This window comes from Epilithonimonas arachidiradicis (assembly GCF_003610695.1).
GTDB classification, from domain to species: Bacteria; Bacteroidota; Bacteroidia; order Flavobacteriales; family Weeksellaceae; genus Epilithonimonas; species Epilithonimonas arachidiradicis.
In genome coordinates, this window is sequence record NZ_RAQH01000005.1 from 1 (window position 1) to 24,062 (window position 24,062).

Consider the following 24,062-nt stretch of genomic DNA (forward strand, 5'->3'; position numbering starts at 1 on the left):
GCACAAGAATGAAAGTTATTAGAGTTTACCCTAATAAAAAAGCAGAAAGTACGATACATTTTTTAGGTGAAATTTTGGATACATTCTATTTTCCTATACAGCATATTCAAACCGATTGGGGTACGGAATTTTTTAATTACTCCTTCCAATATGAGCTGCATGAACATTTTATCAAATACAGACCTATAAAGCCCAGATCCCCTCATTTAAATGGTAAAGTAGAAAGAACCCAACAGACTGACAAATCCGAATTTTGGTCACTAGTGGATTTATCTGATCCAGATCTTAATTTAAATACTTTAGCTATTGAATGGCAGGAGTTTTACAATAAGAAAAGACCACACTCTTCTTTGAATGGAAAAACGCCTTGGGAAAAATTACAGTCTTTAGAACATCTTATCCCTATTCAGCCTGATGTTACTGCTAAATTTTGGGACTCAAATGAAGAAATATTGCCCAGAAATTATACGTATTTAAATTACATAAGACAAAAAAATACTAATTTAGTCTCAAAGCCCAAGAGGAAGTAGGCTCTGCTGGGGAGCAACCTACCAGCAATAGGCTTTTAGATATACGGAAAAGGAGACCCAAAAAGGTCTCCTCTTTTTATTTCCGGTATCTTTTATGGCTAAGAAAACCCTCTGTTAATTTGTAGCGAATCTATTGTTATAGCACATTTAAATTTACCTCTCAGGATTACGCAACTCTAAATTCTATATAAATTTCTTACAAATGTTTCGATATTTCTTTGGTTATGGGTAAATAAAACGAAAACAAACTCCCCACACCCAGATCACTTTCAACCGAAATTTGTCCTCCTTGAGCTTCAACAAACTGCTTGCTGATACTCAATCCCAATCCAGTCCCTTCTTTTTTTGTACCCGGAATTCTGAAATATCGATCGAAAATTTTATCCAGATATTGTTCTTCTATTCCACGACCAAAATCCCTAACTGAAAATTTGACTTTATCATTTTCATTCCGAACATCTATCCCAACTTCTGAGTTTTCGTAAGAATATCGGATGGCATTTGACAAAAGATTATTGAGAATCCAAGACGTTTTTTCTTCATCGGCAAAAATATTTGTCAACCCATCTTCTACTCTAATTTTGATATTAATTTGCTTTTGCTCAGCTGCTGATTTATTGGCATTTACAGCATAATCAATGATATCTTGGACATTAGTAAATTTTGAATTGATTTGTATAGAACCACTTTCTACCTGAGCGATATTCAATAATTCACCTGTAATTTTTAAGAGTCTGTTAGAGTCTTCTTTGATTCCGTTCACTAGGTTTTTCTGTTCATCATTCAGGTTTCCGATTCTTTCATTTTCTAATAGTTGAAGTCCCATTTGGATGGAAGAAATTGGTGTTTTGAATTCGTGCGAAACCGTTCCTAAAAAGTTGGTTTTAGCCAAATCCAATTCTTTGAAAGGTGTAATATTTCGAAGCATAATTACTTGACCAATAAATTGACTGTTTTTTTCACCAGTTGGAATAACATTAATGTCAATGATTTCTTTTTCAAAATAACTTTCCTTTCCGTCTGCATAAATTTTCATCGATTCTTTATCTGAAATATTGTTTGTAGATTGAATCATTTCTTTAATCAAATCCCGCACTAAATCATTGTTCACCGCCACATCCTGAATCAATTTCCCGACAAAATTTTCTTTTCTAAGGCCTGTAATTTTCAACGCTTCGTCATTTACGAAAAGTACTTTTTTATTTTCATCAATACCAATCACAGGATCGTGCATGTTATCAATCAAAGTCTCGATGCGTTTTTTGCCTCTGATGATTTTATCCAGTTTACTCTCAGAGTATTCCTGAAGCTTTTCAGCCATTGTGTTGAAGGATTTTGCCAATTCTCCGAACTCACTTCTGCTTTCAAAATGAACCCGTTCTTTATAATTCTGATTTGCTATTTGCCTGATACTTTCAGTAAGTGTCTTGATTGGATTTGCAATGTTGGAAGGCAGATTTACCAACAAAATGAAGGCAATGATAAAACATAACATTCCAGCGACTGAAATTACCATAATCGCACTTTTAGCCGTAGAATCTGCAATACTGCTTTTATGTTCAATCGCACTCATATTGAGTTGCATCAATTCAGCAATATCTTTTCTTATCGATGATTGAAGAATCGTATTTTTTGAATCTTTTTTTAAAGCCTGAAAATGAATCGCAACATTATCTGTAGCTTCTTTCTCTCCCGGTTCAGTCACATTTTTTTGTTGATTTTTCAAATGTTTTTCAAACACATTGAAAGCGAGTGGATCCGTATTGATCTCTTCCAAAGCAAGAAGCATATTGCGGGAATACTCCAGAGTATTGTAATTGGCTTTCAGAATGTTATTCGTATCTTTTTTCAATTGATTGATATACCATCCGCTCAGAACAGACAGGATGAATATCATTATAAAAAGAAGACCAACACCGATGTTAAGTTTTGTTTTAATTTTCATTATGAAAGAATGACTAAATCTATATTTTCTTTTGACAATCTGTTAAGTAAAGAATTGAAAGTATCCGTCGCCACAATTATTTTCCAAAGATTAAGATGCGGTTTTCCGATGCAGACTGTCGTGATTTTCCGTTCTTCGCATTGTTCCATTATGGTGTGAGCGATATTTGTACCTTCAACCTTTATAATTTCAGCGCCTAATTCTGTTGCTAATTTAAAATTATTAATCAAATGTCTTTGCTTGTCCAGTGCTATTTTATCTGCACGTTCTCTAGGAATCTGAACATAAAGCAAACACCATTGGCTGTTATAATAATTGGCTAATCTCGCCGTTTTTCTAATGACATTTTTCGCCGTTTTCTCGTTGGAACTAATGCAAGCCAAAAACTTTTCTTTCCTGATATTTTTGATGGATGAAACTTCGGTTTCTACCTTCCGCTGAACTTGGGAAGCTACTTCTTTCAAAGCCAATTCACGCAGTTGAAGGATATTTTCACTTTTGAAAAAATTACTAAGTGCAGAATTGATCTTAGATTGGTCATAGATTTTCCCTGCTTTCAATCGGTCAATCAATTCTTCTGCTGTCAAATCAATATTCACGACCTCATCAGCTTGAGCCAAAACACTGTCAGGAATTCTTTCTTTGACTTCAATATCAGTAATATTTTTCACGTCTTCATTAAGACTTTCGATATGCTGAATATTGACTGCGCTGATGACATTGATGCCAGATTCCAGAATCTCCATCACATCCTGCCAGCGTTTCTCGTTTTTGCTACCTTCGATGTTGGTGTGCGCCAACTCATCCACAATCACGACTTCCGGACGTAGATTGATGACCGCTTGTACATCCAACTCATTCAACTCTTTTCCTTTATAAAACAATGTTCTTCTGGGAATCACCGGAAGTCCGTCCAGCAAAGCGTGCGTTTCTTTTCTATTATGAGTCTCGATATATCCAATTTTTACATCGATGCCGTTTGACAAAAGTGTATGCGCTTCCTGAAGCATTCGGTAGGTTTTTCCTACACCGGCGCTCATTCCGATGTAAATTTTGAATTTTCCCCGTCTTGATTTTTTGATTAAATCGAGGAAGTCCTGCGCAGATTTTTTCTCATCCATAGGGAGATTATCTTTATCAAAGTTAATAAATCCCTTACCAAGATTTTCGGTAAGGGATGATAATATGGAAATTGTTAAAAACTAACGGCCAACGATGTCACTGCCGAAAAATTATTGTTCTTAAAAGCATCATTTCTGGTCAGGAAAATTTGGTCTTTGCTCTTCAAATTTTTGATTTCTGTTCGCCAAACCAAATTAGGAAGAATCCAGTAATCGGCGTTCAGAGAATATCCAAACGTTTGAAAACCATTATCCGTTCCAGTTGCGATGATGACACCTTTTTTATCTTGGTAATACTCGCCTCTCACAGCAAAACTCAGCTTTCCTGTCGGACTGAATTTCGCAATAATCACGGGCGAATACCAAACATTATATTGCTCACTTTCTTTCGCTTTTTGTTCCGCACCAACATCAAATCCTGTTGTCAACGCCAACTTATCCGTCAATTGAAAAATGCCATAAAAATTATGAAAATATCGCATTTGTCTGAGGCTATCCGGTTTATCATTCCCGATGAATGAACTGCTGTTCAAGGTGATTTTTTCGGTCGGTTTATAAGTTAATTGATGACCGAACGCCACAGTAGAATTGCCTTCAATTCTCTGGATTCTTTGCCAACCATTCAGCACCAAACCGCTTAAAAACCATTTTCCTGAATTGCTGGTGTAAGAAATCTTGGCTCCACTTTCAAAGTAAGGCGAATTTTCCGCCTGCAGGCTCCTGGTCAACGCCCAGCAATCTTTGCTTACCGCACTTTCAAAACCGATATGAGAAGGTAAAATTCCTGCATCAATCCAAAGATTTTTTGATTTTGAAATTTTCACGCCAACATTGGCTTCATAGATATTTTTCAGCACACCAGATTCCGCAGAATAATTAGCATTCATATAAGTTCCGGTTGCTAATGAGAGATTGGCTCGGAATTTATCGGTTTCATAATTGGCCTTGATGAAGCCTAAGTTCAGATTGACTTCATTGTTTCTGTTGTGGCTGTAAATAAATGAAGGACGTGAATTATTTTTAGGATTATTAGCATCGAACTGATAATATAATTCTGCGTAGCCAGATATTTTCAGTGGTTTGTTTTCTTCCTGTGCAAAAAGCATTGTGGATAATCCAAGCATCGAAAATGCCAGTTTTATAGTTGTTTTCATTCTTTAATTTTTCGTAATTATTTCAAACCGTCTAAAGCAATATTGAGTTTCAGAACATTGATTTTTTCTGTACCGAATATTCCCAGAAAAGGTTTTTCTGTATTGGAAGTGATTAATTTCTCAATTTGATTTTCATTAAGATTTCTGATTTTTGCAATTCGTTTAGCTTGAACATTAGCTGCTTGAACAGAAATATTCGGGTCCAATCCACTTCCGCTTGCTGTGACCAAATCAGAAGGGATTTCTGATTTTTTGATATCCGGATTATGTTTCAAAAAGTTGTCGATTCTTTCCTGAACCGTTTTAAGATAATCAGGATTGTTCGGACCTTTGTTGCTTCCTCCTGCTCCGGCTGCATTATAATCTACAGCGGAAGGACGCGACCAGAAATATTGGTCTTCCGTAAAGGCTTGACCAATATTGGCGTAATATTTTTTATTATTGAAAGTCACGATTTCGCCTTTTCCATTGTCGGGAGAAAACTGGGCGATTCCAAAACCGATTAAGGTATAGAATCCAGCAAAGAATACGAGGCAAACTGCTGTGAGTCTGATGGCTGGTAATATATTTTGTTTCATTATGATTGATTTTTATTTTAGTTAGAAGTCAGATGTGAGATGTGAGAATTTAGATGATGAATGAGTAATTAACTTTTATAATGTTGTAGTGCTTTGCCCTAAAACTAGCAACCTCACCAATTTTCACCTTTTACCTTTCACTTCTCTCATCTAAAAGAATAACGACACCAAAAGGTCTATGATTTTTATCCCGATGAAAGGAATCAAAACGCCTCCCAAACCGTAAATCAAAAGGTTTCTTCTGAGCAATGCACTGGCACCAATTGGTTTGTAAGCAACGCCTTTCAGAGCCAGTGGAATCAGCATCGGAATGATAATCGCATTGAAGATAACTGCTGATAAAATGGCGGTTTCCGGAGAATGCAGATTCATAATATTAAGACCTTGGAGCGCCGGAATCGACGCGATGAACAACGCCGGAACAATGGCAAAATATTTTGCGACATCGTTGGCAATACTGAACGTCGTCAAGGTTCCGCGGGTCATCAAAAGCTGTTTTCCGATTTCCACGATTTCAATCAGTTTGGTTGGGTCGTTGTCCAAATCCACCATATTTCCGGCTTCTTTCGCCGCCTGAGTTCCACTGTTCATTGCTACACCGACATCGGCTTGAGCGAGTGCGGGAGCATCATTGGTTCCGTCGCCCATCATTGCGACCAAACGGCCTTCTGACTGTTCTTTCTTGATGTAGTTCATCTTATCTTCCGGTTTAGCTTCCGCAATGAAATCATCCACACCAGCTTTTTCAGCGATGTATTTAGCAGTCAAAGGATTATCCCCAGTTACCATCACCGTTTTAATTCCCATTTTTCTCAAGCGTTCAAAACGTTCCTGAATGCCCGGTTTGATAATATCCTGCAGCTCTACAACACCTAAAACTTTTTCGTTTTCCGAAACGACTAAAGGTGTCCCACCATTGCTTGAAATATTTTTTACGGCTTCTTCTGTTTCTTTCGGAAATGGATTTCCTGCTTTTTCAACCAAATTTCTAATCGCATCAGAAGCACCTTTTCGGATTCGGATATTGTCATAATTGATACCTGAACTTCTTGTTTCCGCCGTAAACTTGATGAATTCCGAATTGTTGATTTCATAACTTAAAGGATTAACACCAGCTAGCTCTATTATGGATTTTCCTTCCGGTGTTTCATCCGCCATTGAACTTAATACAACAGCTTTCGTGAAATCTTGTTCATTAGTTCCGTTAACCAAATGAAAGTGAGTTGCTTTTCTGTTTCCGATGGTGATGGTTCCTGTTTTGTCTAACAAAAGAACATCTACGTCGCCAGCCGTTTCTACCGCTTTTCCACTTTTCGTAATCACGTTGGCTCGCAAAGCTCTATCCATTCCTGCAATTCCGATGGCTGATAATAATCCACCGATGGTAGTTGGAATTAAACAAACAAATAATGAGATAAAAGCCGCAATTGTAATGGGTGTGTGTGCATAATCTCCGAATGGTTTCAATGTCACAGTTACGATGATGAAAACTAAAGTAAAACCTGCCAACAAAATCGTCAAAGCAATTTCGTTTGGTGTTTTTTGTCTGGAAGCACCTTCTACCAAAGCAATCATTTTATCCAGAAAACTTTCGCCAGGTTCTGTGGTTACTTTTACTTTTATTCTGTCAGACAGAACTTTTGTTCCGCCTGTCACACTGCTTTTGTCACCACCAGATTCTCGGATGACGGGTGCACTTTCTCCTGTGATGGCACTTTCATCGATAGTTGCGAGACCTTCGATAATTTCTCCGTCTGAAGGAATAATATCTCCAGGTTCACATAGAAACACATCACCTTTTTTTAGCGAGTTAGAAGTTGTAAGTAAGAAGTCAGAAGAATTCAAATCGAAAACACTTTTTACATTCAACATCTCTCTTTTCACCATTTTTGCGGGCGTTTCTTCCCTTGTTTTTCTAAGTGAATCGGCTTGAGCTTTTCCTCTAGCTTCAGCGATAGCTTCTGCAAAATTGGCAAAAAGCAAAGTGATAAAAAGAACTGCAGTCACGACAATATTGTAAATCAAACTTCCCTGATTTTGTTCTCCTGCGGCAATCCAGATACAAACGCCAGCCATTACCAGCGTTCCTACCCAAACCATAAACATTACCGGGTTACGGAACATTTTAGCTGGATTTAGTTTTATAAAAGATTGTTTCAAAGCTTCGTTGACGAGTTCTGCCTGAAACAAATTGTTATTATTTCCTTTCATTATCAATAAAAATTAAAGTGAAAAATATTCTGCGATTGGACCTAGTGCCAAAGCCGGAAAGAAAGATAAAGCTGCAACCAATGCAATGACCGCAAAAACCATTAATCCGAATGTGGAAGTATCGGTTTTCAAAGTTCCTGCACTTTCGGGAATGTATTTTTTAGCAGCTAAACTTCCTGCAATCGCAACCGGACCAATAATTGGAAGATATCTTGCCATCAACATCACGATTCCACAGGCAATATTCCAGAAGGGTGTATTGTCTCCCAAACCTTCGAAACCGCTACCGTTATTGGCACTTGATGACGTGAATTCATAAAGCATTTCGCTGAAACCGTGGAACCCAGGATTGTTGAGCCAGCTTGCATAAGCTTCAGGATTATCGGCATAAGTGTAACTTGCAATCGCTGTTCCTGCAAGAATCAAAAATGGATGAAGAAGTGCAATCATCATTGCGATTTTCATTTCTTTAGCTTCAATTTTTTTTCCGAGGAATTCTGGTGTTCGGCCAACCATCAATCCACTGATGAAGACAGCGAGAATAATAAATATATAGAAATTGAGAAACCCAACACCAACACCACCGTAGAAACAGTTGACCATCATTCCGAGCAGTTGATTCATTCCACTAATCGGCATAAAACTGTCGTGCATAGAATTGATACTTCCTGTAGAAATGACGGTAGTTGCGATGCTCCAATAAGCCGAAGCTGCAGAACCAAAACGAATTTCTTTTCCTTCCATATTGCCCATCGTTTGAGAAATTCCCATTTGAGAAATATTTGGATTTCCATTGACTTCTGAGACAACTGTAGGAATCGTAAGAATCAGAAAACCAATCGTCATTACACCAAAGACTGTCCACGCCAATTTTCTCCTTTTGATTACATATCCCATCGCAAAAATCATTGCTAACGGAATCAGCATTTGGGTAACAATCTCAACAATATTGGTAAAGTAATTTGGATTTTCTAGTGGATGAGCTGAGTTGGGACCAAAAAATCCACCTCCATTTGTTCCCAAATGTTTGATGGCCACAAATGCAGCAACTGGACCGCGGCTGACTTCGACTTTATCACCTTGTAAATTAACAATCGAATCTTTGCCTTCAAAAGTCATAGGCGTTCCGTTGAATGCCAACAGAGAGGCAACTATGATTGCAATTGGTAACAAAATTCTTGTACAACTTCTTATAAAAAAGAAGTAAAAATTTCCTAATCTCTCCGTAGTTCTTTCCTTCATCGCTATAAAAACAACTGCCGCCACAGCCATTCCGCAACCTGCAGAAATGAATTGCCAAAGCATCAATGTCAATTGTCCTAAATATGACATTCCTGTTTCGCCTGAATAATGCTGAAGATTGGTATTGGTCACAAAGCTTACCGCTGTATTAAATGCTAAATCACCGCTCATTGACGGATTGTTGTCGGGATTCAATGGAAGCCAGTTCATATTGGTTAGAACAAACATTGCCACTAGAAACCAAACTAGATTAATAGTTAATAGAGCGAGCAAATGTTGTTTCCAAGTCATTTTCTTTTCCGGATCGATACCTGAAAGTTTGTAGAAAATGTTGTCTATGGGATTTAAAATTTTATCCAGCCAAGTTTTTTCATTACTGAATATTTTGCCAATGTATCTTCCCAATGGTATCGCAAGAGAAACAGCGAGAAAGAACATTAATATAATTCCTAAAATTTCTGAGTTCATTTTTTTTAATTTGAAGTGAGTGAGAAGTAAGAAGTGAGAGGTAAAAGAAAGCGGCACAGACCTTCTGACTTTTTACCATAAACTTTTCACCTTTTTAAAATTTTTCCGGTTTTACAAGCACGTAACACATATATGCGAAGACGGCAATAGCAATGATAAATAATGCAGTCATATTTTTTCGAAGTATTTGACGGTTAGAAAAAAGATTATGAACAGAAATAGTCCTGTAATGATTAATAGTGTTGTCATTTTAAATTTTTATGAAAATTGAATAATTGCCGCAAATACAAAAACGCTGAGAATCACGGCTAGATTGACGATTAGAATCTGAAGATTATGTTTTGAGTTGGAAGCTTTCCACTGTTCCCAATTCCCTTGATTTCGGTTTTTCATTGTTTGGAAATTTATAATCCGGATTTGTAAACCTGACGGAAATAAGCTTTCTGTAGCCCAACAGGAATTTTCTCGAAAATGAGATTTTTGTAAACTCTGTCGCAAGAAAAAGTGAGTCTATCCAAAGAATAAATAAAAATAGACTCTACCGCATTCTTCAATGTTTCGTCTCCTTTTCTGTAGATCTCATTCATTTTGTTGAGACAATTTATCAATACGATTTTGTCTTTTCTTTGTATCAGTTTCTGGATTTGTTTTGTGAAAACATTGATGACCATAAAAGAATTTTTGGTCTTGTAGATTTCTTTGAACTCTTCTTCGGACTCAGGTGCAACTTTGATGATTTCCTGAATGGCTTCTGTGTGATTCATTTTATTATTATTTTGAACCAGTTATGCCAAGATATATTCCCTTTAAGAACTTAATCATCCTATCAATTGCAAATCAATTAATTAAAATTTATTTTTGAAATTTGGACAACAAAAAAGCCTATCAAAATGATAGGCTTTTTCTCAATATGATAATTAATTTAAGATATTTTGTATTCCTCTATTTTGCGATATAAAGTTGCAATTCCTATTTCCAGCAAACGTGCAGCTTCAGCTTTATTTCCTTTAGTATAATTAAGAGTTTTCTGAATATGAATTTTCTCCGCACTTGCCATAGAAAATGCTGACAAGGATTTGTTGCTAGAAGTATCAGATGTCGACAATTGCTGCAAATCGAAAGGTAAGCTTTGAATTGTTAATTCCTGACTATCTTCCAGAATTACGCTTCTCTCTATAACATTCCTAAGTTCACGAATGTTTCCTTTCCAAGTATGCTTTTTCAACACATCCAAATATTCTTTGGAAATTGATGTAATTTTCTTTCCGATTTTTTGTGTGAATTTTCTCAGAAAATAATTAGCAAGTTCCTCAATATCTGAAGTTCTCTCACGCAAGGATGGCAGAACAATACTGAATATATTAATTCGATAAAACAAGTCTTCACGGAAATTTCCTTTCTCAATTTCATTTTGCAAATCTCGGTTCGTTGCAGCAATTATTCTTACATCAACTTTGGTAGGTTTGCTGTCTCCAACTTTCAGAAACTCGCCAGATTCTAAAACACGAAGTAATTTTGCCTGTAAATCCAATGGCATCTCTCCTATCTCATCAAGAAAAACAGTTCCGTTGTTGGCTTCTTCAAAAATTCCTTTTGAATCTTTCATTGCGCCAGTGAACGCTCCCGCTTTGTGACCAAACAATTCGTTTTCCAATAATTCTTTGCTGAAAGCCGAGCAGTTGATGGCTACAAAATTTTGCTTATTGCGATTACTTGCATTATGAATAGCCTGCGCAAAAACTTCTTTTCCAGTTCCGGTTTCCCCATTTAGCAAAACTGTTGCGTCAGTTCCAGCCACTTTTTTAGCTGAATCGATAGCGAACTGAATCAGTCTTGATTTTCCGATGACATTGTCAAAAGATTGCTTGTTGTCTAGTTGTTTTTCCAACTGTAAAACTCTCCTATTGAGAACAACTTTTTCTAATGCTTTGTAAACAAGAGGAATAATTTTGTTGTTGTCATCACCTTTTGTAATATAATCGAAAGCGCCGTTTTTAATTGCCTGAACACCATCCGGAATATTGCCGTAAGCCGTCAAAAGAATAGTTTCTACTGAAGGATATTTCTCTTTAATAATTTTAGAAAACTCAACACCGCTTCCATCGGGAAGTTTGACATCGCTTATAACAACATCAATATCAGAAACTTCTAATCGCTTTTTTGCATTTTTCAAATCAGAGGCCTGAAAAACTTCAAAACATTCCAAACTGATAATTCTGGAAAGTAAAGTCCTGATTTTTTCTTCGTCGTCTATGATTAGGATTTTGTTCAATGGCTGAGATTATGATGCAAATGTAAATATTGTCTTTAGAAATAATTACATAATATTTGAATTTATATAGAAAAATATAATTGGAAGCAATTATAAAATTGGTATTTCTATTCCAGACACCACAGGACAATCACAACTCCCATTTATTTTAAATTGCGATAGATCAATGTCAAAATTTAAAATAATGAATATCATAAATCATAAAATCAAAATCCTTTCTTTCATAACTTTAAGTTCGGGATTATTCTTTATTTCTGCTCAATCAAAAATTTCGACAAAAACAGAAACTCCAAAATCACAATCAGTAAAAGTTGTTCCCACCAATCTAAAATGGTCAGAGAGAATGATGCTTTCCGAGATGCATCGTTTCCCGGAAGCTTGGATGTTAGATTTCAGCAAAAGTCCAAAATGGACTTATCCTTCTGCAATTGTATTAGACGGCGCAGAAAAACTCTATGCAAAAACCGGGAAGAAAGAATACTATGATTACATCAGCGAATTTGGAGAAAAATTGATTAAAGATGACGGAACAATTCTCACCTATGAGTTAGAAAAGTACAACATCGATATGCTGAATAGCGGAAACGTATTGCTTTATCTTTACGAAAAAGAGAAAAAAGAAAAATATCTGAAAGCGCTTCAAACCTTACGCTTACAAATCGATGGACAGCCAAGAACTAAAGAAGGTTCTTTCTGGCACAAAAAAATTTATCCTTATCAGGTCTGGTTGGACGGTCTTTATATGGGAATGCCTTTCTACACGCATTATACAAAAGATTTCACAAAAGGCTCAGATGCTCTTAAAGCATATGATGACATTGTTTTTCAGTTTGATTCCGTTCAGAAAAATCTTTTAGACAAAAAAACAGGATTGCTTTATCACGCTTGGGACGAGAGCAAAGAACAAGCTTGGGCCAATAAAGAAACAGGATTGTCTCCTAATTTTTGGGGCAGAGCGATGGGTTGGTATGGGATGGCGATGGTTGACGTTCTGGATTTTTTGCCTAAAGATCATCCTGGAAGAGCAAGAATCATATCTTATATCAAATCTTACGCAGATGCTGTAATCAAAGTTCAGGACAAGAACTCCGGACTTTGGTATCAGGTTTTGGATAAGCCTTTGGAAAAAGGTAATTATGAAGAAGCCAGCGCTTCTGCAATGTTTGTTTATACCATTATAAAGTCTGTGAACGAAGGCTATTTGCCACAATCTTACAAAGCTGCTGCTAAAAAAGGTTATGATGGGATTATCAAAAACTTAATCACAGTCGACGAAAATGGTGTCGTCAATCTTAATAAATGCTGTGCTGTTGCAGGCTTAGGTGGAAAGCCGTACAGAGATGGTTCTTACGAATACTATGTCAATGAAAAAATCCGTTCCAATGACGGTAAAGGAACTGGTCCATTTATTTTGGCAAGTCTAGAATTCGAGAAATAACTATAATTATTTAATTTAGGGCAGCTTAATCCGCCTTCCGCTCCCAATCTTTTCACTCCACTTCGTTGCGTAAAAAGGATTTCCGCTCAAGTCGGGCTGCGTGCGATTCAACATTAAAATCAATCAAATGAACAAAAAACTTTCTATCATATTTCTGTTTCTGTCATTAATGATTGGGGCTCAGAAACCGACATTATTTTTAATTGGCGATTCGACAATGTCCAACAAAGACAATCTTGAAAAAAATCCCGAACACGGCTGGGGACAAGTGCTTCCTCAGTTTTTCACATCAGGAATCGAAATCCAAAATCACGCGATGAACGGCAGAAGCTCAAAAAGTTTCAGAACGGAAGGTCGCTGGGACAAAGTGGAAAAGCAGCTTAAAAAAGGAGATTTCGTGATTATTCAATTTGGGCATAACGACCAAAAGCTAAAAGATTCAACAAAATTTACAAATCCTTACACACAATACAGAGCTAATCTGGAAAGATATGTGAATGAAACCAGAGCCAAAGGTGCAACGCCGATTCTGATGACCTCAATCACAAGAAGAAATTTCAACGAAAATGGTGTTTTAGTCGATACGCACAAAGAATATCCTTTGGTTGTAAGATTGGTTGCTGATGCGATGAAAGTGCCTTTTGTCGATATGCAATTATTGACCGAGCAAATGGAAATTTCGGCCGGGCCGGAAAAATCAAAACAGCTTCACCTGCATTTCAAAGCAGGCGAAAACCCTTACTACACCAAAGATAAAGCTGATGACACGCACTTGTCCAGGTTAGGTGCAGAAACTGTTGCAAAGCTTGCTGTCAACGCTCTGAAAACCTTAAATACTGGATTAGAAAAACACATCAAATAACTTCATTATCATTAACCGATTGACAATGAAAAAATTCGGATTTCTTTTATTGATATTAATTGTAAATTTAATTTCAGCTCAGGAAAAAATTACGCTCTGGCCAAAAGATCAGATGCCGAACTCTAAAGGATTACAATTAAAAACCGAAGAAAAAGACGGACGAATTGTACAAATAAAAGAACCCGAACTTTTTGCATTTTTACCTCCAAAAGAAGAACGAAAACTAATGGCAGTGATTGTCATTCCCGGCGGCGGTTATTACAAATTGACTTATGATTTGGGAGGTTTTCAGATTGCAAAATGGTTTAACATAATGGGAGTTTCAGCTTTTGTATTGAATTACCGCTTACCGATTTCTCCTGATGTGAAACAAAGAGAAATCGCGCCGTTACAGGATATACAGGCAGCTATAAAATACCTTAGAAAAAATGCTGTACAATACGGGATTTCACCAGAACAAATTGGAGTAATTGGAACTTCAGCTGGTGGACATTTAGCAGCATCAGTGAGTAACATCTCAGCAGATTATACAGAATTAAAAGACGATTGGACGTCAATTTCCACTATTCCGAATTTTGCAATTTTAGTTTCTCCTGTCATCGACTTGGGCGAATTTGCACACGTTGGAAGTCGCAATAGTTTGCTGGGAGAGAATGCTTCTAAGGAAAAAATCAGCGAATACTCTATGCAAAATCGAGTGACTGACAAAACGCCACCTACAATTCTTTTCCACGCCCAAAATGATAAAACCGTTCCAGTGATGAACAGCCTTTTATACTATCAGGCAATGACCAAAAATAAGGTAAAAGGAGCATTATTCGTTTTTCCTGAAGGTGAACATAAAATCGGAATAACCAATAAATCTGAACTGACGGACAATTGGAAAAAATTATGCTATGACTGGCTGAAAACCTTATTTTCAAACAAATAATTTCACAACCGACAGTGCAGGATAATCAATTCTTATATTTATTTTAGATTGCAGTACATATAAATAATCTGATATTTTGAATCTAAATCCTTATGAAAAAATATATTCCATTCTTGTTCGCATTGGTTTTGTCCGTGGCCCTTTCGGCACAATACAAACCCTGGACTTCCGCAAAACAGCCTTTAAAAGAAATCAAAGCTTTAAAAAAGCAAATCAAAAAACCCGAATTCAGGAAAGTTGATTACCTGATTACCGATTTCGGTGCGGTTGGAGATGGAAAAACAAAAAATACGGAAGCTTTCAAAAAAGCGATTGAAAAATGTAATGCAGAAGGCGGCGGAAGAGTTGTCGTTCCAAACGGCGTTTTCTTAACGGGAGCAATTTATCTTAAATCGAATGTGAATCTTCATTTGAGCGATGGTTCTACGATTTTATTCAGTCAGGACAGCAACGACTACCCTATCGTTTTCACACGTTGGGAAGGAATGGAATGTATGAATTATTCATCTTTGATTTACGCTTACGAAGAAGAAAACATTGCCGTAACCGGAAAAGGAACTTTAGATGGAAATTCTGATAATGACAATTGGTGGTTTTGGTGTGGCGCTACAAAATATGGTTATAATGAATCTCGTCCGGGAAGACAAAATCCTGCACGAGCAAAACTTCACGAATATATGGCGCAGAGAAAACCTGCAAGAGAAAGAGTTTTCGGGGATGGATGGTATTTAAGACCGAATTTTGTTCAGCCTTACAAGTCGAAAAACTTTTATATGGCGGATGTTTTGGTTAAAAATTCTCCAATGTGGAATTTGAATCCTGTTTTGTGTGAAAATGTTTTAATTGAAAGAGTAAAAGTCATCAGTCACGGACCAAACAACGACGGTTTCGACCCTGAAGCCTGTAAAAATGTCTGGATTAAAGATTCCTATTTCGACACAGGTGATGACTGTATCGCCATTAAATCAGGACGAGACGAAGACGGAAGAGACATCGGAAGACCTGCCGAAAACCACATCATCGAAAACTGCGAAATGAAAGATGGTCACGGCGGAGTCGTTATCGGAAGCGAAATCGCAGGTGGAGCAAAAAACATTTATGCCATCGGAAATGTGATGGACAGTAAAAATCTTGATCGTGCTTTAAGAATTAAAACCAGCTCAAGCCGTGGCGGAATTATCGAAAATGTATTTTTCTACAATACAAAAGTAGGTGCTTACAAAGAAGCAGCCATTCGTTTCAATATGCATTATGAAAAGCCGGGAAATCACATTCCGACGATGAGAAATATATGGGTTGAAAATCTAACCGTTGACAAAGGTGGAAAATATGCCGTATTTTCTGATGCTTACGAATCCTCCCCAGTAACCGATTTCACAATGATTAATGCTAAAATGGTGGGCGTTCAGATTCCTTACAAAGTGGATTATATGAAAAACGTGACGCTGAAAAATGTAACCGTTAACGGACTACCATTAACTGAGTTAAAACCGTAATTCAGATTTTGTATAAGTGAACACAAAGAACACAATGTTTTTAAAAATTATATTGTTTAAAAGTCCACAAAGCCGCTTCGCTTATAAAAGCATTATAAGTTTTTCACAAAGAATCTTTTATAAGCGAAGCGGCTTTGTGAGACTAAAATTATTAGATGATTATCAAAACTCTTTGTAAGCTTAGTGTTCAAAAAATCAATGTGACAGAAATGATTACAAAATATTTTAACAATTAAAATGCGCAGGAAACCCATTTTCGCCGGACTCATCATTTTATCAGCACTCTCCCATTCTTTTGCCCAATCAAAACATTGGCAGAACAAAGAGCGTGAACTGCACTATAAAGAAGACAAAGGCGATTTCTTATTGGTCAACGGAAAATACCGTTTCAATCGAGCTTTGTACGGAGACAACCGTGCATCAAGAGTTGAGGCGGGAGATTTGCCGGAATTTGCATTGTATCTTCCGGGAATGGGCGGAAATCTTCAGTTTGTCATTCAGAAAGGAAATTCCATTAAAAAATTAATTCAGGCTGATAAAATTGAAACCCGTTATCGTCCGGGAATAATGTTGTATGAAATCAAAGACCCGATTCTTGGAACCGGAATTTTGAAATTAACCGTTTTGGCTCAAGCGAAAGAAGAAGGTTTGGTTTTAAAAATGGAAACGGTCAATATAGATTCGTCAACGAAAATCTATGCGGTGTATGGCGGTGCGAGCGGAACGACTTTCAGCAGAAACGGAGACATCGGCGCAGACCCGGAATCCGGATTTTACTTGTTGCCTGAATATTGCCTGAATAACCAGTATAAGATTAATAAAAATCAATTCCAGCTTAATTATTTAAATAAGAAAAAAGAAACTCAAATTGTCAGTGGAAGTTTTTCAAATGTAAATTTATTACAGCAAACCGATGCTCAAACTTTAGAAAAACTGACTGAGTTTACTCAAAATAAAACAGACAAATCTCCGATTGTTTACGCTTCCTATTCTTCACAAAAAAATCCGGTTTATATTCAAATTGCGAAAGGAAAATCAGCTAAAAACTTTTCGGACGAAGACTTAAAAAACATATTTAATGAAGCTGAAAAATCCCGTTTAACATTAACGAATAGAATTCAGTTAAAAACTCCGGATGCAGATTTAAATAATTTCGGAGCCAATCTGGCCGTTGCTGCAGATGGAATTTGGGAAAGCCCAACCTTTTTACACGGTGCCGTTGCGTGGAGGATGAGATTGAACGCGTGGCGCGGAGCTTATACAGCCGATGCCTTAAGTTGGCACAACAGAGCAAAAGAACACTTTGAAAGTTACGCCAATTCGCAGGTTTTGAAACCGGATTCTGCGCCTGTGGAAATGGACACTCTATTGCATTTGGCGAGAAGTGCCGAAAAAATCGGGACTTCGGTTTTTTCGAGCGGATACATTTCGAGAAATCCGAACGACAATACAAAACCACATCATTACGATATGAACCTGGTCTTTTTTGATCAGCTTTTTTCGCATTTTAATTACACAGGAGACAAAGAATTTCTGAAGAAAATGTGGCCAACAATGGTTCGTCATATGGATTGGGAAAAACGAAATTTTAAACGTGGCGATTTATACGATGCATACGCTGCAATTTGGGCAAGTGATGCGCTTCAGTATTCGGGTGGAAAAGTGACGCACACTTCGGCGTATAATTACAGAGCCAACCGTGAAATGGCGAAATTGGCGAAAGTCATTGGCGAAAACCCTCAACCTTATGAACAGGAAGCCAATGCGATTTTAAAGGCAATGAAAAGCCAACTTTGGATTAAGAACAAAGGCTATTTTGCTGAATATAAAGATGCTTTGGGTAATCAAATCGTTCACGACAAACCGGGAATATGGTCGATTTATCACGTTTCGGATGCGTTTATTCTGAATGAATTTGAGGATTATCAGAACTTACAATACATCAACAATCACACCCCGAAAATTCCGATTACGGTGAAAGGTGCGGCTCATAAAGGCTATTTTACGTTAGCGACCACCAATTGGCAACCTTACGACTGGTCGATTAACAATGTGGCTTTGGCGGAAAATTTACAGACCGCTTTGGCATATTGGCAAGCCGGAAGAAATGAAGATGCCTACCAACTTTGGAAGGGAAATTTGGTTGAATCGATGTATTACGGCATCAGTCCGGGTAATTTTGAACAGCTTTCTCACTACGATGCGTTTCGTGGAGAATTGTACAGAGATTTTGCAGATCCGATTGGTGTGGCTTCAAGAACTTTAACGGAAGGACTGTTTGGAGTTTATCCGAATTTGCTGGAAAATAAAATCAGCATCAAACCCGGATTTCCGAAGGACTGGAATTCTGCCGAGCTGAAAATTCCGGATTGGGAGTTTAAATTTAGCCGAAATTCAAAGAAAATAGAATATTTTTTCAAATCAAATTATTCTAAATCGGTGGTTTTGGAAATGCAGATTCCGGTAAATTATTCCAACATCAAATCGGTACAAGTAAATGGTAAAAAAGTAGATTGGAAGATTAAACCTAATTCTATTTTACAGCCGATTATCCAGTTTGAAACGCCGAAAGGGAAGGATTTTAAGATTGAAATCAATTATTCGGGAGGAGAAGAATTAAGAGAAGAACAGACAGATTATATCAGTTATATTTCTGAAAATCTACAGTTAAATTTTGATTCAAAAAAGAAAATAAAGCAAGTCTACGATCCGCAGGGACTAATCAAAAATTCCCCTCCTCTGGAAGGGTGGATTCGACCGAAGGGAGAAGACGGGGTGGTTAAAAAATTTAATTTAGTTCAGGAAGAAAGAAAAGGAACTTTCTTCGTCCAAGTTGAGCAAAACAGAACAAGTTGGTGGCAACCTGTAAATGTAGATATCCGTTTTCCTTTGGAGACAAAATGGGTGAATAAAAAACTACAAATTCAGTCAAAATCATTCAATCCAATTAATGGAAAATTGAATATTAATGGATTAAATAAAACTTTTAACATTCAGAAAAATCAAAATAGCACAATCGAAATTCCTGTAAATTATTTAAGTAAAGGAACGAATTCTATTGCGCTTGAATACAACGGAATTAAACAAAATATTGAAATCACAGATTGGGAAATTGAAAACCAAGGTCAGTTCAGCAACATTTCTTTGGCTTCAAAATACAATGAAAAAGTAACCGAAATTTTTAATCAAAAATACCTTTCGCCAAGACTGAAAGTCCCTACTTTACAACTTCCGTGGCAGGGAATCGGAAACTGGTGTTATCCGTTGATTACTGCTCAAATCGATGACAGCGGATTGATGAATAAGAGAAAAAACAACAAAGTTGATTTCTTTGGAATTCCATTTTTAATTGATAAAGCAGATAAAAATATAGCTTTTGCAAGTCAGTGGGACAACTATCCTGATTCAATTGAAATTCCTTTGACAGGAAAAGGAAAGAAAATCTATTTCCTGATGGCTGGTTCTACCAATCCGATGCAGTCGCAGATTGTGAACGGAACAATTACCGTTCAATATGTTGATGGTTCAACTTCAGAATTGGAATTGAAAAATCCAGTGAATTGGTGGCCGATTGAGCAGGATTTGTTTGATGACAATTTTGCTTTTGAAATTCCGGATGATAAAATTCCTTATCGTGTAAAATTAAAAACCGGTGAATTGTACAAAGGCGGAACTTTGAGTAAATATTCGAGCATTAAAGGATTTACAGACCGTCAAATTGATGGTGGTGCTGCAACGATTCTGGATTTGCCGATTGACCAAAATAAAGAATTAAAATCGATAAAATTAACGGCAGTGAGCAATGATGTGGTGATTGGAATGATGAGTGCGACTGTTTTGAAATAAATTAAATGCCACGAATGCACGAATAGTTGAATGAAAATTTTGTGGATTGGTGGCTAATAAAAAATAAATGATTAAATAATTTAACCGTAAAAGGTTCAAAAGAAATGTTTGAAAATAAGAAATTCAAAAGTTTGCAAAATGTATGATTTTCCATTCTCGTTTTTGCCACCTTTTGAATAGCTAGATAATAAGAGAAATCTTTTGTCTCTTTTGCGGTTAAAAACAAAATAAATTTAAAAATGAAGAAAATTGCAATATATCTGAGTCTTTTCTGTATCGGGTTTTCATCCCTGAATGCTCAGAAAATCGACCGTAAAAAAGTCGTTCAGCGACATAATATCGTCAATGTAAAAGCAGATACTTTATCAACTTTAACGGTTGGAAACGGAAAATTTGCCTACACCGTTGACATCACCGGAATGCAGTCGTTCCCAGAATATTACAAAAACGGAGTTTCTTTGGGAACGCAGTCGGAATGGGGCTGGAACAGTTTTCCGAATACTGAAAATTTCAAATTTGAGGAGACTTTAAAACCTTATGATTTCAATAACGACGGAAGAAAAGCGTTGTACAGTGTTCAAATCAAAGAACCGGAACGCAACAAAAAAGCCGTTGAATATTTCAGAGTTAACCAACATCGTTTGCAATTAGGAAATGTCGGGATTGAACTGATTAAAAAGAACGGACAAAAAGCGCAGGTTTCAGATTTGCAAAACATCAATCAAAAAATTGATTTATGGACTGGAATTATTACAAGTGAGTTTTCATTAGAAGGTACTCCGGTAAAAGTCTGGACGGCTTCTTTCCAAAATTCAGATAAAATCGGGGTTAAAATCGAGTCTGATTTAATTTCTCAAAAAAGATTAAAAGTTTTTGCAAAATATCCTTATCCGAGCGGACAGTTTTTGGATGAAGCGGCTTTTTACGGGAATGCTGATAAACATTCAACAAAAATTATTTCTTCAAACTCAACTCAGGGATTGATTGAGCATAAATTGCAAAGTGCTGATTATTTTACTCAATTATATTTCACCGATGGAAAATTGAGCGAGGCTGGAAAACATTATTTTGTATTCGAACCTTCTTCAAAAAGTAAAAATTTAGAATTGACGGTTGAATTTTCAGAAAAAAATCAGAAAACTTCAAAAAGCTTATTTGCTGATGCTGAAAAAGAAAGTATTTCAGGCTGGAAAAACTTCTGGGAAAGCGGTGCTGCCGTTGATTTTGAAGGAAGCACTGATAAAAGAGCCAACGAATTGGAGCGCAGAATTGTTTTGTCTGAATATTTAACAAAAGTTCAGTGTGGAGGAAGCAATCCGCCGCAGGAAACAGGTTTGACATTCAACAGTTGGTATGGAAAACCACACACCGAAATGCATTGGTGGCACGGTGTTCACTTCGCATTGTGGGGAAGACCGGAGATTTTGGAAAAGCAATTGGATTATTATTTCAGGTCGTTTGAAAAAGCAAAAAAATTAGCGGAAAGACAAGGTTATAAAGGTGTTCGTTGGATTAAAATGTCGGATAATGAAGGAAACGAAAGTCCTTCTTCCGTAGCCGCATTTTTGATTTGGGAACAACCGCATTTGATTTATATGACTGAGCTTTTGTACCGTCACAACAAAGACAAAAAAGTTTTAGAAAAATATAAAGATTTGGTGTACGAAACAGCAGAATTTATGGCTGATTTTGCAACTTACGATAAAGAGAAAAACCGTTATAATTTAGGAAAAGGTGTCATTCCAGCACAGGAAGTTTTCCCTGCGAAAGATACTTATAATCCGACTTACGAAGTGGCGTATTGGGATTGGGCTTTGAAAGTGGCTCAGCAATGGAAAGAAAGATTGGGTGAATCGAGAGATAAAAAATGGGATGATGTGATTAATAAATTAGCTCCGCTTCCTGTTCAGGATGGAGTATATTTATCGACAGAATCGGCGAAAGATTCTTTCACATTTCCAAAATGGATGACGGATCACCCCGCAGTTTTAGGAGCTTTGGGAATGGTTCCTGAATCTCCGAAATTGGATAAAAAGATTATGAAAAATACGCTCGACATCGTTTGGGAAAGATGGAACTGGGGTCACACTTGGGGTTGGGATTTTCCGATGACAGCGATGAATGCTGCAAGATTGGGACTTCCGAACAAAGCGTTGGATGCTTTATTTATGGATGTTCAGACCAATACTTATTTGAAAAACGGACATAATTTTCAGGATGGAAGACTGAGAATTTATCTTCCCGGAAATGGTGGTGTTTTGACAACCGTTGCGATGATGCTTGAAGGTTGGGACAGTTCGACAGGACAATTCCCAGGATTCCCAAAAGATGGGACTTGGAAAATAAAAGCAGAAGGTTTTAAAAAGATGCCTTAAACATCACTTTAATTTACGTTCATATTTTTAATTTGAAGTCTGTCAGCAATGGCAGACTTTTTCTTTACAGCACAGTGCAGGACGATTTAATAGGACTAAGATAATAACTTGTTCATTCATTAACAGTTATGAAAAAAATAGCAATCATCGTCATTTCGTATTTATCTATTTGTTGTCAATCCCAAAATCTTGAGAATGCCAGGACAATCCGTCCAAAAACGATTGCTTTCCCCGGAGCGGAAGGTTTTGGAAAATTTGCAAAAGGTGCGAAAGCGTCAGCAAAACCAGAAGTTTATATTGTTAGCAATCTGAATGATAGTGGTAAAGGTTCTTTTCGCGACGCTGTGAGCCAGCCAGGGCGATTTGTAGTTTTCTCTGTTGGTGGAATTGTCGAGTTGAAAAGTCCGGTTACGGTTTCTAAAAACATTACAATTGCAGGACAGACTGCTCCGGGAAAAGGTATTTTTCTCTATGGTGAAAAAGTGTCTTTCAGCGGAGCCGATGATACCATTGCCAGATATTTGAAAATACGTCTCGGCAATAAGAATAAACCATCCAATAATACAGATGCTTCCGGAATATCGAACGGGAAAAACATTATGCTGGACCACCTTTCAATTTCCTGGTCAATGGACGAGGTTTTTTCCATCAATTGGGACAAGCGCGGCACAGAACCTGACAGTATTACGCTTCAAAACTCGATTATTGCGCAGGGATTGCATTTGTATAACCATTCTGCAGGTGGATTGATTCAGACGAATGGCAGCATTAGTATTATAAAATCTCTCTATGCCAGCAACAAAACCCGAAATCCGAAAGTGAAAGGTAAAAATGAGTTTGTCAATAATATAATTTACAATTTCGGAAATCTAGGTAATACAAAAGGTCATACTGTTTCGGGTGATGGCTACATTATGGGAGGTTCTGTGCAGAATTCTGAAGTCAATATCATCAACAATTATTTTATAGGAGGACCACTGACTTTGGAAGACCATAAAACACCGTTCAGCAGAGGAACGAATACTTTTCATCTTTATGAATCCGGGAATTATTTTGACAACAATAAAAACGGCATTTTGGATGGTCAGTTAGTTCCACATAATTCCATCGGTTTTCCTGGTGAAGCGCCTGTAGTTTTTATGGATTCGCCATTTCATTATCCTGATTCCAAAACCGATTTATCTGCTAAACAAGCTTTTGACTATGTCGTCAAAAATGCCGGCGCCAGCTTTCCAAAGCGGGATGATGTAGATGAGCTCATCATCTCGGAAGTCAAATCTCTGGGAAAAAAGGGAATTTATGTCTTTACAGAAAATGATTTGCCTTTGGCTAATAATGGCGTTGGAAATTTCCCGAAAACTGTTGCGCTTAAAGATTCGGATTCTGATGGCATTCCGGATGTTGCTGAACTCAAAATGGGACTTAATCCTAATGACTCATCGGATGCATTGAAATTCAATAAAACACAAAGCAATTATCTCAATATCGAAGTTTATGTCAATGACTTGGTACGTTAATCATTTAATTAAAATAGAAATTTAACCAATTGATATAAAATTTGTAACTTGTCTTAGATTTTGAAACACTAATAAC

At 37.0% G+C, this 24,062-nt stretch carries 18 protein-coding genes; 8 read left to right on the forward strand and 10 right to left on the reverse strand.

Annotated elements, in window-relative coordinates:
- Positions 1 to 530, forward strand: a 530-nt coding sequence (locus BXY58_RS09420) for an integrase core domain-containing protein (protein ID WP_147366829.1), incomplete at its 5' end; no start/stop codon positions are given.
- A 196-nt stretch (positions 531 to 726) separates the two neighbouring features.
- Here the strand turns inward: BXY58_RS09420 and BXY58_RS09425 are convergent.
- The 10 genes from BXY58_RS09425 to BXY58_RS09465 form a co-directional block, all read right to left on the reverse strand.
- On the reverse strand, positions 727 to 2,475 hold the full coding sequence (locus BXY58_RS09425; protein WP_120213619.1) for an ATP-binding protein: 1,749 nt from the start codon (positions 2,473 to 2,475) through the stop codon (positions 727 to 729).
- On the reverse strand, positions 2,475 to 3,596 hold the full coding sequence (locus BXY58_RS09430; protein ID WP_120213620.1) for a sensor protein KdpD: 1,122 nt from the start codon (positions 3,594 to 3,596) through the stop codon (positions 2,475 to 2,477). Before BXY58_RS09430 ends, BXY58_RS09425 begins: the two co-directional genes overlap by 1 nt.
- A gap of 74 nt (positions 3,597 to 3,670) precedes the next feature.
- A complete protein-coding gene (locus tag BXY58_RS09435) occupies positions 3,671 to 4,750 on the reverse strand; it encodes a porin (RefSeq protein WP_120213621.1) in 1,080 nt (359 codons plus the stop codon).
- 17 nt (positions 4,751 to 4,767) lie between these two features.
- The gene (locus BXY58_RS09440; RefSeq protein ID WP_120213622.1) at positions 4,768 to 5,328 is read right to left on the reverse strand and encodes a K(+)-transporting ATPase subunit C; all 561 of its coding nucleotides are present in this window, start codon (positions 5,326 to 5,328) and stop codon (positions 4,768 to 4,770) included.
- Positions 5,329 to 5,478: 150 nt separating this feature from the next.
- On the reverse strand, positions 5,479 to 7,539 hold the full coding sequence (gene kdpB / locus BXY58_RS09445) for a potassium-transporting ATPase subunit KdpB (protein ID WP_120213623.1): 2,061 nt from the start codon (positions 7,537 to 7,539) through the stop codon (positions 5,479 to 5,481).
- Between the two features lie 12 nt (positions 7,540 to 7,551).
- Positions 7,552 to 9,249, reverse strand: a complete 1,698-nt coding sequence (kdpA, locus tag BXY58_RS09450; protein WP_120213624.1) for a potassium-transporting ATPase subunit KdpA — start codon at positions 9,247 to 9,249, stop codon at positions 7,552 to 7,554.
- Between the two features lie 94 nt (positions 9,250 to 9,343).
- On the reverse strand, positions 9,344 to 9,421 hold the full coding sequence (locus BXY58_RS09455; protein ID WP_120213798.1) for a potassium-transporting ATPase subunit F: 78 nt from the start codon (positions 9,419 to 9,421) through the stop codon (positions 9,344 to 9,346).
- Positions 9,422 to 9,507: 86 nt separating this feature from the next.
- Positions 9,508 to 9,642 carry a hypothetical protein gene (locus BXY58_RS17140; RefSeq protein WP_262891350.1) on the reverse strand — a complete coding sequence of 45 codons (135 nt, stop codon included), beginning with the start codon at positions 9,640 to 9,642 and terminating at the stop codon, positions 9,508 to 9,510.
- Positions 9,643 to 9,653: 11 nt separating this feature from the next.
- Positions 9,654 to 10,013, reverse strand: a complete 360-nt coding sequence (locus BXY58_RS09460; protein ID WP_120213625.1) for a DUF7674 family protein — start codon at positions 10,011 to 10,013, stop codon at positions 9,654 to 9,656.
- A 158-nt stretch (positions 10,014 to 10,171) separates the two neighbouring features.
- Positions 10,172 to 11,521 (reverse strand): sigma-54-dependent transcriptional regulator, encoded by a 1,350-nt coding sequence (locus BXY58_RS09465; RefSeq protein WP_120213626.1) that lies wholly within the window; start codon positions 11,519 to 11,521, stop codon positions 10,172 to 10,174.
- A 184-nt stretch (positions 11,522 to 11,705) separates the two neighbouring features.
- On the opposite strand from BXY58_RS09465, the gene BXY58_RS09470 reads away from it, so the two are divergent.
- The 7 genes from BXY58_RS09470 to BXY58_RS09500 all read left to right on the forward strand — a co-directional run bounded on the left by BXY58_RS09470 (position 11,706) and on the right by BXY58_RS09500 (position 23,986).
- Positions 11,706 to 12,959: a glycoside hydrolase family 88/105 protein gene (locus BXY58_RS09470; RefSeq protein ID WP_120213627.1), complete on the forward strand. Its 1,254-nt coding sequence runs from the start codon at positions 11,706 to 11,708 to the stop codon at positions 12,957 to 12,959.
- A 127-nt stretch (positions 12,960 to 13,086) separates the two neighbouring features.
- Entirely contained in the window at positions 13,087 to 13,821 is a 735-nt protein-coding gene (locus BXY58_RS09475; protein WP_120213799.1) for a rhamnogalacturonan acetylesterase, read from the forward strand.
- Positions 13,822 to 13,846: 25 nt separating this feature from the next.
- Entirely contained in the window at positions 13,847 to 14,752 is a 906-nt protein-coding gene (locus tag BXY58_RS09480; RefSeq protein WP_120213628.1) for an alpha/beta hydrolase, read from the forward strand.
- Between the two features lie 92 nt (positions 14,753 to 14,844).
- A complete protein-coding gene (locus BXY58_RS09485) occupies positions 14,845 to 16,248 on the forward strand; it encodes a glycoside hydrolase family 28 protein (RefSeq protein ID WP_120213629.1) in 1,404 nt (467 codons plus the stop codon).
- 237 nt (positions 16,249 to 16,485) lie between these two features.
- Positions 16,486 to 20,094, forward strand: a complete 3,609-nt coding sequence (locus tag BXY58_RS09490) for a DUF4450 domain-containing protein (RefSeq protein WP_120213630.1) — start codon at positions 16,486 to 16,488, stop codon at positions 20,092 to 20,094.
- 239 nt (positions 20,095 to 20,333) lie between these two features.
- Positions 20,334 to 22,469 (forward strand): hypothetical protein, encoded by a 2,136-nt coding sequence (locus BXY58_RS09495; RefSeq protein ID WP_120213631.1) that lies wholly within the window; start codon positions 20,334 to 20,336, stop codon positions 22,467 to 22,469.
- Positions 22,470 to 22,597: 128 nt separating this feature from the next.
- Positions 22,598 to 23,986: a pectate lyase family protein gene (locus tag BXY58_RS09500; protein ID WP_120213632.1), complete on the forward strand. Its 1,389-nt coding sequence runs from the start codon at positions 22,598 to 22,600 to the stop codon at positions 23,984 to 23,986.
- Positions 23,987 to 24,062 lie beyond the last annotated feature (76 nt).

Bases quoted from the DNA above. Each gene is read 5' to 3' on its own strand.
- BXY58_RS09470 (WP_120213627.1), top strand. From the start codon at position 11,706: ATGAATATCATAAATCATAAAATCAAAATCCTTTCTTTCATAACTTTA.
- kdpB (WP_120213623.1), bottom strand. From the start codon at position 7,539: ATGAAAGGAAATAATAACAATTTGTTTCAGGCAGAACTCGTCAACGAA.
- BXY58_RS17140 (WP_262891350.1), bottom strand. From the start codon at position 9,642: ATGAAAAACCGAAATCAAGGGAATTGGGAACAGTGGAAAGCTTCCAAC.
- BXY58_RS09425 (WP_120213619.1), bottom strand. From the start codon at position 2,475: ATGAAAATTAAAACAAAACTTAACATCGGTGTTGGTCTTCTTTTTATA.
- BXY58_RS09495 (WP_120213631.1), top strand. From the start codon at position 20,334: ATGAAGAAAATTGCAATATATCTGAGTCTTTTCTGTATCGGGTTTTCA.
- BXY58_RS09500 (WP_120213632.1), top strand. From the start codon at position 22,598: ATGAAAAAAATAGCAATCATCGTCATTTCGTATTTATCTATTTGTTGT.
- BXY58_RS09490 (WP_120213630.1), top strand. From the start codon at position 16,486: ATGCGCAGGAAACCCATTTTCGCCGGACTCATCATTTTATCAGCACTC.
- BXY58_RS09435 (WP_120213621.1), bottom strand. From the start codon at position 4,750: ATGAAAACAACTATAAAACTGGCATTTTCGATGCTTGGATTATCCACA.
- BXY58_RS09475 (WP_120213799.1), top strand. From the start codon at position 13,087: ATGAACAAAAAACTTTCTATCATATTTCTGTTTCTGTCATTAATGATT.
- BXY58_RS09480 (WP_120213628.1), top strand. From the start codon at position 13,847: ATGAAAAAATTCGGATTTCTTTTATTGATATTAATTGTAAATTTAATT.
- BXY58_RS09430 (WP_120213620.1), bottom strand. From the start codon at position 3,596: ATGGATGAGAAAAAATCTGCGCAGGACTTCCTCGATTTAATCAAAAAA.
- BXY58_RS09460 (WP_120213625.1), bottom strand. From the start codon at position 10,013: ATGAATCACACAGAAGCCATTCAGGAAATCATCAAAGTTGCACCTGAG.
- BXY58_RS09440 (WP_120213622.1), bottom strand. From the start codon at position 5,328: ATGAAACAAAATATATTACCAGCCATCAGACTCACAGCAGTTTGCCTC.
- BXY58_RS09455 (WP_120213798.1), bottom strand. From the start codon at position 9,421: ATGACTGCATTATTTATCATTGCTATTGCCGTCTTCGCATATATGTGT.
- kdpA (WP_120213624.1), bottom strand. From the start codon at position 9,249: ATGAACTCAGAAATTTTAGGAATTATATTAATGTTCTTTCTCGCTGTT.
- BXY58_RS09485 (WP_120213629.1), top strand. From the start codon at position 14,845: ATGAAAAAATATATTCCATTCTTGTTCGCATTGGTTTTGTCCGTGGCC.